The sequence below is a fragment of the Heliobacterium chlorum genome, assembly GCF_014502795.1.
GTDB lineage: Bacteria > Bacillota > Desulfitobacteriia > Heliobacteriales > Heliobacteriaceae > Heliobacterium > Heliobacterium chlorum.
The window spans coordinates 91,224-106,042 of record NZ_JACVHF010000006.1; the positions used below are offsets into that span (position 1 = coordinate 91,224).

Genomic DNA, 14,819 nt, shown 5'->3' on the forward strand with positions numbered 1-14,819 from the left:
ATAATGCTGTGTTTATTTCCCCCCCCGATTTGACTGACGCAAAACTTGCCAAGCGAAGATCGGTAAATTTAATTGTCTCTTTATACGGGAAGGTTGAGTCAGTAAACGGTAAAGCCATTCTATATGCAACTGTTGACACCATGCTGGAGCCCTCTGCACAGTTCCTGCAAAGACATCCATGCTTCCACCTATACCCATAGCTAGTAAATCGGGCAACGGTGTTCGCTGTAGATACATTTTTATCCACTTTTCTTGCCGGGGAGCACCTAGCCCGACAAAAAGCAAGCGGGGCTTGGCTGCCGCGATTTGCATGTCAAGCTCCGCCTGTTGCAATTCGTTAAAATAGCCGTGAGCCGTTCCTACCACTTGTAGTCCTGGATAGAGACGCTTAAGGCGTACTGCAGCTTCTTCAGCTACAGAAGGGATAGTCGGTTGCGTACCGGACGCCGCCTTTTCAGGCGCTCCACCTAAAAAGAAGCAAGGCCATCCTTTTTGCGCAGCCCTAGCTAAGATATTTGACATGAGATCGATGCCGGTCACTCGTTCAGGTACCGGCGTGCCCACACGGGAAGCTGCCCAGACAACTCCGATCCCGTCTGCTGTCACTAATGATGCCTGTTCTATGATTTGGTTTAACTCGCTGTCTTGAAGTGCCGAGTACAGGATTTCCGGGTTTGCTGTTACGACTTGGTGGTTCCCGCCTTTTTCAACGAGATTCTCCACTTTTGCTAAGGCCGATGACATGTCCAGCACATCAACAGGAGATCCGAGTATATAGACTTTTTGGGGTTGATTCTCTTGTCGATTCACGCACGATCCATCCCATGATTGTTTTTTTCGGAAAATGCTTCTCCCGATTGCAATAGTTCCAGCGCTAACACCGCATTTCTTTCAGAACGCACTCGCATTTGCTCTGCCCATCGGCGAGATTTTTCTCGTTCAGCATCATGATTGGCTAGAATCCGCTTCACTTCACCGATTAAAGCATGCGGGTTTAATGGCACTCCGTCTCCGAAGGAGGGAAGCTCAATCTCCCGCAGAAAGTCTCTCACCTTGGGATCGTACGCGATGCCCACAACGGGGACACCCTGCATGGTCCCAAAAATCAGGGCATGTAACCGTACTCCGATGAGTAAGTCAGCATCACCAATCACATCAATGGCTTGTTCAAAGTCCGAAGCCGTCGTATTTACTGTTGCCTGTGGATGAGACAACTGTTGCACTAGTTTTATACTGTACTCTGTGTCTTCGTGGACATGCATAGGTAAGAAACTGATTTTCCAACCTTCAGCGAGTAAAAATTTTGCAACTTCGAGAATTGAGATTTCCATTTCCGAAAAGGACGGCCAACGTCGAACACAAAAAACCGCTTGTTTGTGTTCTTTCGCACTTGCCTCGGTTTTGCCTTGGTAAAGGGCAAAGACGGGATCGGCGGTTACATACAAAGGAGGTCGATTGACCCCCCACTCCTTTAATCGTCCCTTGGAATGAGAGTCTCGTAGTGTGATAAGTTGAACCATATTGGCTATTTTTTTAATAAGGTATTTTCCAAAGGATCTACGCACCGGCCCTATCCCTTGTGCATAGAACATCACTTTTCGTCCAAGCAGCTTTGCAATTAATACGACTAGCAAATAGTAAGGGATGGTCAATAACCCTGTCACATCCTGTAATAGGCTCCCTCCTCCGCTGATGACGAGATCAGCCTGAGAAAGAGCCACGAGGACCGTAACCGGATTATAGCGGTATACGGCCTCTACTTGGTGCAATCGCCGAGTTACCGCCGGGTTTCCGGATAGGACGACGATATGCACCTCGGGACGTAAACGTCGCAAGGTTAGGACCATAGCTTTTAGCAATGCTTCATCACCAGCATTGTCATATCCGAAATAACCGGAAAGCACAATCGTCGCCACGAAATCCCTTCCCCCGGCCACTAGAGCCAAATCTAGCCGTATTTTAACACGATTGGTCTCTGGTTGCCAACAAAGCTTCTTGAACTTGTCCCCAGAATGTCGAATTTGTTGCTTTCGACTCCCCTCTGGTTTTGTATATTAGCGCACAGATGTTAAAAAAGAATAAATTACGGTAGCTGCTTCTGCACGGGTGGTACTGCCTAGCGGATCAAAACTTCCATCAGGTCTCCCGTGAATCAGATTTCCACGAACGGCCGACGCAACGGAGTCTCGTAAATTCTGGTTGACCGACTGCCAATCTTTAAAGCTAGTCGGGTCTATGCTGGTTCCGAAAGCCATACGCCCGCTTAAACTACGTCCAACCCAGGCTGCCATGTCTTGGCGCGTAATGGGATCGTACGGTCGAAAATGTTGGTCCCCTGTTAGGATGATACGGCGTTGAAGGGCTTGGCGTAAAGAGGGGGCAAACCAGTCATCGGCGCGTACATCTTGGAACGGCAGCGAGCTTGGTAAGAGATCCTGGCTCCCCTGAGTGCGCATCAGCATAGTCAGAAATTCCGCTCTTGTCACAGCTTTGTCGGGTTCAAACATGCGCGGAGCTGTTCCGCTGAGGATTCCCTTTCCTGCCAGTGTTTCAATCTGGGAACGAGCCCAGTGTCCGGTAATGTCGATAAAGGAGGTATTCGCTCCCCCGGAATAGGCACCTTGGGTATATGCTATACCTCCATAATTTGAATAGGCATTTGTCACCGGAGATGAGTATTGAGACGGATTATATCCGGGTTTAGTATCATTAAAACCTGCTCCGTACCCTGGCCCAAAACCGGGAGGATATCCTGCCGGAGTGGGTAAATTCGTATTAAAACCCGGGTACCCATACGCACCTGGGTAGGGTATGGTAGAAGTTCCCGGAACCAGACCGCTTGCGCCTGTAGGAGTCTCAAACAATGCGAACCGGCTAAAGTGATTAACCTTTGCGGTTACCGCCCGATCCGCCGTATTCACAGAGCTTGGCAATTCCGCCCAATTCCCGTTCTCCATCGTGTAGATTTTTAGTGACTGGGGATTGCTCGTTCGCCAATAATCATAGTAGAAGGTGATGATGACATCCTCATCATCATCGTCAAACTCGTTCTCGGTATAACCTTTATTGGTGTAATCAGAGTAACGAATTAAATCAAATTCGTAAGCCGTACCGACACGAAGCTTGCCGGTTGGGGCACTTGTATTGTCCACATACTCTCGAAGACCCACCGCCATACCGCCGGAATCATCACTGCGGTCTAGAAGTTTAGCCGGTATTTTTAGTTCGACATCAGAGGTTGAGATTCGTACGCGCCCCTCTCCATAATCATCAAGCGCATCGCTGGTGAAGGCGACGTATCGATTTTTCTCTGTCATAACGACATAGTCCTTATCGTCGTCTACATCAGAGGGGTCGATAATCACTACGTCTGAGGCTGAGACAGCATTATCTAAGGCGTATTGAAGTGCATCGGCTATGCGAGAGCGATCAGAGCTAGAGCTATTCGACCCGCTGCTGCTATCGGAATCGTCGGTCCGAGCCGAGGCATAGATCGATTTGTCCCCCTCTTTCGACGTTGTAGTCCCGTCACCCGCTCGGTAAGCCCGAACATAACGACGATAGGTATGATTCCGTTCGAGTCCGCTTTCCTGGAAACTCGTTCGGCCCGCTTCCACCCGTCCGATAAGATCATCCGTATCATAATCGTAGATGTTATAGCCCGTCTCTCCGTAGGCGTTATCGGTCCACGTCCAGAGAATTTCACGGCTGGTGATGCTTTGCGGGTCCGCCTTAAAGTCGAGCGGCGGAGCCAAGGAGTTAAAAGTGAAGTTCACTGTATTGGATTTGCTGCTGTAGTTTGTTCCGTTGTAGGCATACAAAGTACGAGTATAGCTGTTCCCATCCACTAGATTTCCTTCAGTTATTTTTAAGTTGCTCGTTCCCTGGGAACTATTTATAAAGCTACCCGTATTATCGTTGCCTGCGTAAAGCTTAAAACCGGTTACCGGTCCACCGCTGTATGTCCATGTCCACTCAACTGAACTAGGTCCGGTAACACGATAGGTGAGGTTTTTCGGTGTAAAAGCGCTGTCAGTGAGAGCGATAGTGGTGAAGGTAATCTCGATATCGTCCGTCAACACGTTGGTTGCATCACTTTTATCGGCTAAAGCAGTGCGGGGTACGGTCAGTTTATATTGGGTACCGTAGCTTAAATTCTGTCCACTGACGGGCGTAATCCGCAGTTTATCGTCACCCGGGGATTCGACACTGGCCGTAACAGTGGTGCCGCCATCCGTCTGCGGTTTGAACTGGATCGCGTTGATGGCTGACGTGGTTTTTATCGTCTTATCAAATGTGATCGTTATGGTGGGACGGATGCCATAATTATTGGTTCCAAGATCAATACTGTGCGTCTCTGTCAGTGCCCAGGCCGGCATAGAGAGCCCCAGAAAAATACAGACCGTCGCCGTGAGGAAAAGAAACTTTCTCCATGGTAAACGGGTTTGGCTCATGAAAGTAGTCACCTCCCGATGAGAATTTGAGGTTAATGCAAGTTAAGCAGGCGATCTCGGTAATCCCGTTTTAGATCTCTTTGGAGGAAATCGATCGACTTCATGAGCAGGCTGGCCGCTTCGGCCCGGGATAGCAGATCCTGTGGTCGGAAGGCGCCGTAAGCATCGCCGGACAGTATCCCCAATCGCTGTGCCACATAGATAGAGTCGCGTGCCCACGGGCTGATTTGCCCATCATCATAGTACGGTAAGTAAACGCTCCCCGATGGGGCTAACGTTTCCAATCCTAGTCCACGAACGATCAATGTCGCCGCCTGTTCCCGGGTCATCAGTCCATAGGGATCAAAACGGCTAGGACTAACGCCCTGCATGAGGTTGCTTTCGAAGGCTGCCTTTACCTCGGCATATCCCGGTTTTTGCGGGCTAATGTCTGAAAAAGGTGGTTGTTCCGGCGGAACTTTCTTGTTTCTCGGTATACCTGTTGCTCCGTTATATCCGGTGCCTCCACTGCGACTACCTGTACTTTTTTGCCCCGGCTCCGGCAGGTTGGGATAGCCCGCCGTATAAGCAATATTTCCGGCCGGTCCGTCCGTTGATAGGATGCCTAGTGCATTGACAAAAGCGGTGGCAAAATCCATACGCGTAATGGGCTGCCCTGGGCCGAAATAACCCGTAGCATTGCCCCACGCTTTTACCCCGGCGAGTCTAGCGATGTCAGCTTCTGCCCAGTGCCCGCGAGTGTCTTGATAGGCCGGTACGTAAAGTCGTTGAACTTTCGGTGCTGTCTTCAAGTTTAGTGACAGCGTGTCTTGGTCACGCCGTGAATTTTTTGTGATGGTTCCGTCTGAAGACGCATAGGGGAGGTCGTAACGGGCCAGAACAGCCGTACTCCCCTCTTCGTCAAGGAGGTAGCCGCCGCTGAAGCTGATGTCTACCGGTTCGTTTTCGTGATAGCTCATCTCCCGATCGGTAGAGAGATTGATGGTATAGTCGACTTGACCATCCCAATTGATAGAAGGCGTGTTTCCGGTGACTGTTTCTTTAAGCGGTTCGTAGGAAAGCGTTTGGGTCATCCGTTGGGTCTCGGACCGTCCCCAGTTATGGTCGTAGCCGACAGTCGTGCCGGAGATATCGACGGTGAGTCGGCCTTGATCCTTTTCGACTTGATAGATCTTTCGGCCTTCCCAGTTACCGCTGTAGTAATTTACGGCGGGGTGCTTATCGATGACTACGGATTTACTCTGCCGGTAGTCGACTAGTTGATACTTTACATCGTTGATCGTTGCTGATTCGCTGAATTTATCGACTTGGCTGGTGCGAACGGTTTGCCCCATTTCCGGCTGGTCCGCTTTCTTTTCTAAAAAAGTGAGACTGCGGCTTAATTTGTCGAGGCCTGTGTCCTTGTCTTTTAAAGTGTAGGTAATCTTCGTGGTCGTCGTATCCCCGCTAGATGAGACGGTTACTTTAAAGGTTCCTGTAAAAAGAATGGGCTTACCGGAGAGAAATACGTATTCCTGATAATCATATTCATTGGCTCCGCCGCCTTCAATCGTTAGGTGACTCGATTCGGCGAAGGCCGCTGCCGGTGTCCATAGGGCCATTAGAAAGAGAAGCACCGCGCTAAGACAGCGTTTCAAGGTAAATACCTCCTTGCGTCGCAAAGGTTTATTGTTTGAAGATAAAGTAGGCGATGCGGTCAGGCGATTCGCCGGAGCGTGGTTCTTTGCGGATTATTAAGCAGGTATCTCCCTTGCGCAGGTTCTCTAAATCGCTGATCTTACGGCTGTCGATGACAATAGCTTTATCGGCTAGGACGCTTAGACTAATCGGATTGGGGAGCCAACGTCGACTACTGTCGGACCAGTCTCGAACGGCCTCAAGGGTCAGCGTTTTACTGTCCGTATTGATATCAGTAACCCGAGCCAAAGTGGTCCGTTCCTGGGGAGCCTGATCGGTCGATGGGCCGCTTGAGAAGATAGAAATGGCCAGTGGACGACCGTTTTGAACAAAGGCATACAGAAAGTCCTTATCGTATTCGCCAGCAGGACCTTGGGATAGGAAATCGCGTACGGGGACTTTCGTACCTGAAAGACCACTTCGGTAATCGTAGATGATTGTATCGCGGGCTGGTTTCAGGGTAAAAGTGCTGGAACTGCCGCTAAAGCGCTCCCACTGGTTGTCACGATAACGGCTGTAGAAGTTAAGATCCAGATATCCGTCTTCATCAAAGTCTTTTACAGTTCCCTGTACCAAGCCGTCTTTGTTATCTGTCTCCTGTATGAGGTCTTTGTCTACGGTGATCAAGGCGGCCCGGTAGCCGCTAGACGAGGTGTCTGCGTAGGCTAAGATGGGGTCGCCTTCTTTGAGGTCACGCAAGTCGGTAAGGCGTCCATTTCGGATGACGATGGTTCCCGGATCGATCGCTAGATAGCTGCCATCGACGTCAAGTTTAAGAGAGTTGCCTGGAATATCGATACGGTCCACACGATCGTTGAATGACTCCAATTCAGAACCGCTGTCGATTACCGCTACCCGGGTAGCAGATAAGCCATCAAACCCATCGGCGGCACTGAAGATGATTTGCTGACCCCGGCCGAAGCGTTGGAACTGGCTTTTATTGACGGTACGGCCATTGATGGTGACCGTATCGAGGTTGTCGAGTTTAACCTGTTTGCTGACATCCACATTTGACCATGTGCCGCTGTCAAACTTTTTTAAGCTCCGTAAGGTAACCCATCCGGTGACGGGATTGATGGCGCTCACGTCACCCAGATAGACCCCTTCAACCTGCCGGTTTAATGTCGGGATTTCAATGGCCGCTACCTGTTTGCCTAGATAATCGGAAAAACGAAGGGTGACAGGGTCGCCGATTTCTACATCGTCAATACTTCCCAATTCGCGGCCGACCCGGACGACATAATCGGATGCAAGCGAGTAAGCACCTTCTCGTCCCTGCCCGTCTGCGATCCGAATAGAGTCATTGGTAATTTCCCGCACCTTTCCTTGTTGAATCAGGCTTTCCGGTACGATAGCTCCCGGCTCCGCAACGGGTAAATCCGCTGTGACAGAGGTGAGGCCATTGCCGGATCCTCGACCAACGATATAGGTTCCACCGGGAATATCCGTTAGTGGTCGCTGGACGCCGCTGATCCAAGCAACTGCCCCCGGCATTATCTGGGCAGTGCGTAGATTCCCCCAAGCATCCTGGATCACCATTTGTCCATTTGAGGAGTCGTAGTGGATCAAAGTCCCTTCTATGGTTGTGGTAGTAGGTAATACACGTACATAGTATGCCGTTAACGAAGTAGGGAAGGTTGAATTTTGACTTATCGCAGAGGTTGTGCTTCCAGCGGAGGATTCTAAAGGATATAGTTCAATTTGATCGCCGGGAGATAAAGCTTGGCCGTCGGTGGGTCCTACTTTCCACACGGCTACATTTGTTCCAAAGGGATTGTCCGGGTCAGGACTACCGAGTAGCAGGGCTGACTTTTCACCGTTGGGACCGATAATATGAATACGTTTTTGTCCTGGGAGACCGGAACTGGATGAGATTTGATCGATATCGGTGACGCTTGCCGAGATGACCGGGCGGTTTTGCAGTTGACGGGCTGGTTTTAATGCCCGGGTGAGAACGGCCGCCGCCTCGGCACGTGTCAGTGCCCGCTGAGGGTATAAATAGGCGCCATCTCCGTTAAGGAGATTTTGTTGCAATACGGCCTCCATCCATGGGACGTTGTCTGCTTTCATTTGGTTCCAGTCGTAGAACATATATGTACGAGATTGGGCACTTCCGTAGACGGGCTGTAACGGAAGTGCCTTGGCGATCCATAAAGCTAGTTCTTCTTTGGTTACAGGATCGTCTAGCTTGACTCCCCGGACGGTTCCGGGATTGTTCGATCCTGCCGTTTGATTCGGAAAAAATCCTTTTTGGGCGGCGAGAGTAAGAACACGATTCCCCCATGTCTCCCAGCTTCCCGTCGATGGAGCGGCGCGCTGGTTCGTACCGTTGCCGCCCGGCGTTTGAACGTTTTGCATCCACCCCGCTAAGGCAGCAACGGCCAACAGGCCGTCGCGCTTGTTGAGGAGTTCATCGGGACGAATCCTGCCATCCGGATCTGGCCGGAGCAAGCCGTTTACCCCGGCTGCAAATAGATATTCTTCGGCCCAGTGCCCCCGGCTGTCATTAAAGGTTCCGTTTGTCACTAGGCTTTGCGCATAAGGCACTCCCTTTATTTCAGGAGGAAGGACAGCAACTGCTGCCCATCCCGCCCCTGGTGTTAAAGCTGCTGTGAGAGTCAAGGCCGTCGATAGGATCGAAGCGGTAAAAGTTTGCCAAAATGTTTTCCTGAACATGGCAGTTCCATCCTTTTGGTTTATTCAGGGAAGACAGCGTAATATCCAGCACGGGTGATTGCCGCTGATACAGCCACGTTGTCTGTGTATCCGTCTACTTTGGTCCAGGCACGATTCATGCCGTCATAATAGTACATGGCAGCCCGCTGGGTCGGTACGGTGGCTTGATAGTTCAAGGTCAACGTCACTGCTTGGGCGTAGACCGCCGGGGTGGAGGACTGGCTGTCTTTGTCGAAAGTCAGTTTGAACTCATAGATGGGGGAGATAGGACGCTTGTAACGGTTGGCCATGAGTACTTGTTCTTTCTCCCGGCCCGTAACAGGGGTTACGAAGACTGTCGCATAAGCGTCGGTCAGCGGATTCGAATTGTAGCGAAGTGCTAGAGGCGGAATCAGCACCTTCCAATCACCACTGTCGAGGAGTACGGGGCTACTAAACCCTTGCGCATCAGGACTGAAGGCAATTGCTTTTTTGGCGGCACTGCCCATGGTCCCGGTGCGAAGATCATAATATTTTTCCGGCGGTCCTTTATGGATAACGAGTTTCGCACCGCCTGGTATGGTGACGGCTTCGTTATCAGGTTGCTCAAAGCCTTTCCAGCCATTATTGCTGCCCGTGTCGGCTGAGACGGCATCTGAGTATGGCCCAGGACCTAACGAGGAGATAGCCCGAACACGGAACCAGTATTTGGTGTCACCGCTTAACCCTTTGACGAGCACGTAGATTTGCCCGTTTTGCAAGTGGTCTTTATCAATGACTTCGTATAGCCGAAAATTACCCCGGCCACCTTCCGACACTTCCACCTCGTAGGCTTTCGCCATGTTAATGGGGCTCCAGGTAACCCGAACTGTATTTTCATTGATTGCCTTGGCGACGATGAGTGGTGCTTCTGTAGGTTGACCCTCATCCTTATAGTAGGTGAATCCTTTTGCGTAAGTGTGGGCGCTCCCGTCAGTATTAGTCACGGTGACATCAACAGGAATGCGGTTTTCTCCGGTGGGGATTGCCGGTCCTGCTGGTGTAACCAGTTTAATTTCGGTGTCGCTCACCGATTTCACTGTTGCTTGACCGGAACCGAAGGAAACTTTCGCGCCTTGAGCAAAACCGCGTCCAGTAATGCTCACTTCGGTGCCTCCCGATACAGGGCCTGAGGCAGGACGGATCGATTCGATGAGGGGCATTTTCGTATAAGTGAACTTTTGAGCTAGGATACCTTCCGAACCGTCGGGATTGGTAACGGAGATATCTACTTTCCCCGCTTCATGGGCCGGCACTTGGACGGTCAGTTCGGTCGGTGTGAGGCTGAGCACCCCAGCTTCAACGCCGCCAAACTCGACGCGGGGCATTCCGCCGTTGTTATTAAATCCTTTGGAGTTACTGTTGATGGCGGCTGTAATGACGGCAGTGATGTTCCCTTCGACCGGGGACTTATCCGGCGTCACTGACAGCAGTTCCAGGCCGCCGGCGGGGCGGGTGTAGATAAATTTGGAATCAGCCGTCCCACTGGTGCACCATAGCCGGTCGACAGCCATAACATCGACGGGGAGTTGAGTGAGATTCTTATGGTCATCATCATTCGGCCAAGGATATTCGGGGACGATGACTTCCCACTCCCACTCATCGGTTGTACTGTTGCCGGGGGTAATCAGTCGCACTGGTTCGTTCGTCAGGTCTTTGTTGGGATCCGCAGGGTAATTGATTCCTGTTGCGTCGTTGGGCATAACCCGGATGCCGCCGAAGACGAAATAGGGCCATTGCTGTTTTTTGTTCCAATCAATGAGCAGATTGGTCATTTTGATGCGAACAGCTTTTCCGCCTTTGGCGGAGGCAGTATCGGGAGTGATCGATAGGATTTGGGGACCTGATTCATTGTCAAAGAGCCGGAATCTTCCAGACCATTGAATTTCCTGACCATCGGGGTTATAGATGGTGATTTTAATTTTATTCGTATCACTGTAGGGATCGATTCCGTTGTAAAGTCCCTCTAGATTCGGAACCGTGACTCGGTATACGCCCCGCTTTGTGGTAGAGTCATAGGTCACCGTTTCAACACCAGGCTTGCTATCCGGAAGGGGAATGGGAACTCCGGAATCGCTCATACCTAGTTGGGTCTTGGTCACGTCATAAGGTCCGCTCGCGGGCTGCCGAGTGCTCTCTCCAAAACGGACGATCAAGCCTGTTCCGTCGTTGTAGAGGTCGGTTCCGGCGATGAGGATAGATGGCCGGGGTAAATCATTTATATCGGCACCACAGGGACTGATGCTTTCGATGACCGGAGAAGCCCCAATGTAAGTAAAGCCGTTCGCAACAGTAACCGAGCCAAAGTCCCAGTTGGTGACGGTAACATCTTTCGCACCGGCCTTATTCACTGGAGTGACAACCTCTAAGGTCTGATCGTCCTGGTAGAATACTTGTTCCGGCGGTACGGGTACCCCGCCAAACGTAACTGTAGGAAGTACGGTTTTTACTTCATCCGGCCCTAATGGGCCGTAGATTTCTGTATAGATGTCGACAAGATCAGGCGGATAACTCTTGATGGTTTTGCGAAAGTCAGTTCCCTTGATGACAACTGTGGTTCCGCCGATAGAGGGACCTGATTTAGGTGTAATCGAGGTGATTGTTGGTGAACTTCCTGGGGGAATGAAATAGTAGCCTTTTGGTCCCGTCGATACGGTACCGCCATCGGGGTTTGTCAAGGTTACCCGTTTCCACCCTTGAGAGTTAGTCGGTGTTTTAACATAGATCAATTTAATCGGTTCCGAGTTGGTGGAATCAGTTTCTCCTGTAGCAACTACCTGAATAATAGTGGCTTCTTTTCCACCGAAGTACACTTTTGCATTCGTGCGGACATCACTGGCTTTGATTGTGACTGAGGTGCCTCCCTGGATCGGGCCGATTTGTGGTGTCACGCTCAAGATGTGGGGAGCGCTGTCAACCATTTTGTACGTATAGGCGTTTTTCAGCAGTGCGACTGCTCCGTCAGGGTTGACAACTCGCACATCGTAGGTGCCCAGTTCACCAGGAGGGGTGAACACCTCAATTGTGTTACTGGTTACCCTATGGGCCGGTTGTTCGAAGGGACCGAAATAAACTTTTGTATACTCGCCCGGAGTTGTCTGTCTATCACCAGGATCGAGGGCATCTGATGGATCGGCGGGGTGACTGGGAAGTGGTTTTCCATAGCCCGTATTGGCTTTAAAATCACTGCCAGTAATAGTTACCAGTGTTCCACCCTTAACATCACCTGACGGCGGGGTTACGGCGTTAATTCCGGGGTGACTAAAGGTATTTTTATATTGGAAGTCAGTATATAAGGCTGAACTCCCGTCATAGGGGTTGACGACGCGAATGGGAATGTTGATACCGACACGACTACTGTCATCTTTAAAGGGGTAGATTTCTTTAACCGCGGGTACGATAACTCGAAGTTCTGTGGAACTAGCCCGTATCACTTTGTCAGCGCTTAGTTTTGTCATGTCGAAATAGACGGTGGCGTCTTCATCGAAGTCTTTACCTTTGATCAGGACTTCAATATTTCCATCCCGAGTCACTCGGTTGGGGATCACGCTGTCAATTTGCGGGTCGAGATTGGGGTCGCGGATTTCAAATCCGTCTTTAAACTCGGCCGTTTGTCCGTCGGGGTTAGTGATCTCAACGATCGCTTCTGAAGATACGCCATTTTTGAAAAAGGGAGAGGGATTTGTCGGAATGCCGAACCGCAAGTCCTTGTCTGAGTACAACTGGATGACATAGTTGTAGTCCACAATATCATCGGGTTGTTCGATCTCTTCGAAGGCACTTTTGTCGTTGTCGTAGTAAATTCTAATTTTTGGATACGTGAGTTTTCCGGCGATGACTTCTGACATATAGTCTTGGCCAACTAACTGTACGATGTTTCCGCCGAATTGAGAGACCCGGGCTGGGTTTACTGCAGTAATCTTCGGCAAACTCTTATAGCGAAATTTGATATCTTTCGTTGTGGTTCCGCCATCCTTGTTGATTACCTTAATGCGATAGTTGCCCGGCGTTTGCCAAGCAGGCATGGTCACTTCGAGCCGGCGACTGTCTTTCAAAACGACGGCAGAAGCGGGCAGTGCTGTTTCTCCAACGTATACAGTGCATCCCTCGTGGAAATCTCGCCCTACGAGGACGGTTTTTACAGGTACGTTTCTCGGGGTTTTACGAATCCAGCCATTGAATGTATCTGTAGCTACATTTCCCAGATTATCTTGATCTGTCGTCGCATAGTCGTCTTGGTGCCCCGGAAGTTCGGGATCAAAACTTGAGTCATAAGCTTTTTCCGGAGAAAAAATGCCGAATAATTCCGGGCTACTTTCCCGAGGCAGGTACAGAAAGTTTTTTACCGTTCCTGTACCGTACCTCGTGACTAGTTTGATGTCGGTATATCCGGGGTTGTTAGCTGGTACGAGTACTTTGATCTTTTTATTTCGGATATTGGGATCTGCTGCAAGTTCTTCAGCGGAGAAATCTAACTTCTGATAAAGAGTTGGGTCTGCGTCTTTGTCTACATTATAAATCGTTTTTCCCGGTTGATCGCGAAAGTAGACAACTGGATAGTTGGGTAGATTCTGGAACGTATTTCGCACGTACTTATCTTGGGTAAGTTTCTGATTGGCATCTTCGATGATTACGATTTTTTCGTTGCCGCCAGTTAAGGGATCGCCGCCATCTACATATGCCGATTTATCTCCCTCGATTTTTAGATCGTAGGGTTCATTGATAAAGCTGTAAGAACTGTTAGCCGTATATGCCAATCCCGCATTGTTTACAATCGTGACCGAACCAAAAAACTTCGGCTTCGCTTTTGTCTCCCATTGTTCGCCTAACTCGGTCGGTAAGCTTACTGCGATGGCTTGCAAAGCATCGGAACTGCTATCAGTAAGTCCTGCGAGGGGCATTAGTACTTCATCGTCGAAAACGAGGGGACAATCAACGCCGTCAATCTGAACTTTTATAGGTTGACTCGTTAGCACGTTTTTTGTCTTAAAGTTTTTCCCGACGATGATAACTTTGTAACCGGGGTCGCCGAACTGGTCTTTAATGTTGACAGTATCTAATGTACCCTCTGGCAACATATCTGATGGAATGGTTGCTCCGGTTGTGCCAATGATGCTTAACAGTAAATTCTTCAGATCATCTTTAGTTTTTGGGACCCATGATGGATCTGTTCCTGTTGAAGAATAAGGGAAAATGTTATAGGTGTTATGAATGACAGGCTCCGTGTTTCCACCGCCGATATGAAAGTTGAGGGGCCCAAAACTTTGTTGAAACGTCATTTTCACCTTGGTATTCTCTGCGGTTGTTCGTGTAAATTCGGATACGAGGTATGACTTCTGTAAGCCCGATGCTGCGGGTGTAGAGAAGGTGATCTGTGTATTGGTTACATTCGCTCCGTCTTTATCTATCGGTACTTGTACATTCCCAACAACCACCATATAGCTTGACAATGTTCCATAGTCGCCGCTAGCTAATTTAAAACCGGAACCGGTTAAGTTCAATGTAGCCGGGTTGGGGGAACCCGCACTCATGTCAATATTGTATTTATCTACTTTGGTGACGGTAAAAGGAGCACCGAAGGAAATGGCGTCAGTTGCCGTAGCGCTATTGCCGTTGCTTGGATTATAGATGTGCACAGTATACTTCCCAGTAGCATTAATGGCAGATGACGGTAAGGGTACTGTTACTAACCCCGTTGCTTCAGTAATAGTTTGGGAAGGAATAGTGTTTGGCCCAATAAAATCGATGACATAACCTTTAAGACTTGTTAAATCGGTTTTGATCATTAACATGGGTACTGATTGCCCATCGTATATGTAGGAAATCTCTTGAATGGTAAAGCTGGCAGCTTCCGCTTTTTGAATCCCTCCCACCCACATCGTAAAGGGGAACATGGTAAGAACCATTACCAATAGCAGAAACGTCGCTATTGCCTTATGAAGTTTTTGCATATGCTGTCTCAACATCAATACCCCCCCGGACAACCGGCACAGT

Annotated in this window: 6 protein-coding genes; all 6 read right to left on the reverse strand. The window is 49.8% G+C overall.

Going from position 1 to position 14,819, the window contains the following annotated elements:
* Nucleotides 1-12 precede the first annotated feature (12 nt).
* A complete protein-coding gene (locus H1S01_RS08220; protein WP_341479061.1) occupies nt 13-810 on the reverse strand; it encodes a WecB/TagA/CpsF family glycosyltransferase in 798 nt (265 codons plus the stop codon).
* Nucleotides 807-1,916 carry a polysaccharide pyruvyl transferase CsaB gene (gene csaB / locus H1S01_RS08225; protein WP_188039610.1) on the reverse strand — a complete coding sequence of 370 codons (1,110 nt, stop codon included), beginning with the start codon at nt 1,914-1,916 and terminating at the stop codon, nt 807-809. The genes H1S01_RS08220 and csaB overlap by 4 nt, the downstream gene beginning before the upstream one ends.
* 138 nt (nt 1,917-2,054) lie before the next feature.
* Nucleotides 2,055-4,454: an S-layer homology domain-containing protein gene (locus H1S01_RS08230; RefSeq protein ID WP_188039611.1), complete on the reverse strand. Its 2,400-nt coding sequence runs from the start codon at nt 4,452-4,454 to the stop codon at nt 2,055-2,057.
* A 32-nt stretch (nt 4,455-4,486) separates the two neighbouring features.
* Nucleotides 4,487-6,091, reverse strand: a complete 1,605-nt coding sequence (locus H1S01_RS08235) for an S-layer homology domain-containing protein (protein WP_188039612.1) — start codon at nt 6,089-6,091, stop codon at nt 4,487-4,489.
* A gap of 28 nt (nt 6,092-6,119) precedes the next feature.
* The gene (locus tag H1S01_RS08240; RefSeq protein ID WP_188039613.1) at nt 6,120-8,807 is read right to left on the reverse strand and encodes an S-layer homology domain-containing protein; all 2,688 of its coding nucleotides are present in this window, start codon (nt 8,805-8,807) and stop codon (nt 6,120-6,122) included.
* A gap of 20 nt (nt 8,808-8,827) precedes the next feature.
* Nucleotides 8,828-14,791 carry an IPT/TIG domain-containing protein gene (locus H1S01_RS08245; RefSeq protein WP_188039614.1) on the reverse strand — a complete coding sequence of 1,988 codons (5,964 nt, stop codon included), beginning with the start codon at nt 14,789-14,791 and terminating at the stop codon, nt 8,828-8,830.
* Nucleotides 14,792-14,819 lie beyond the last annotated feature (28 nt).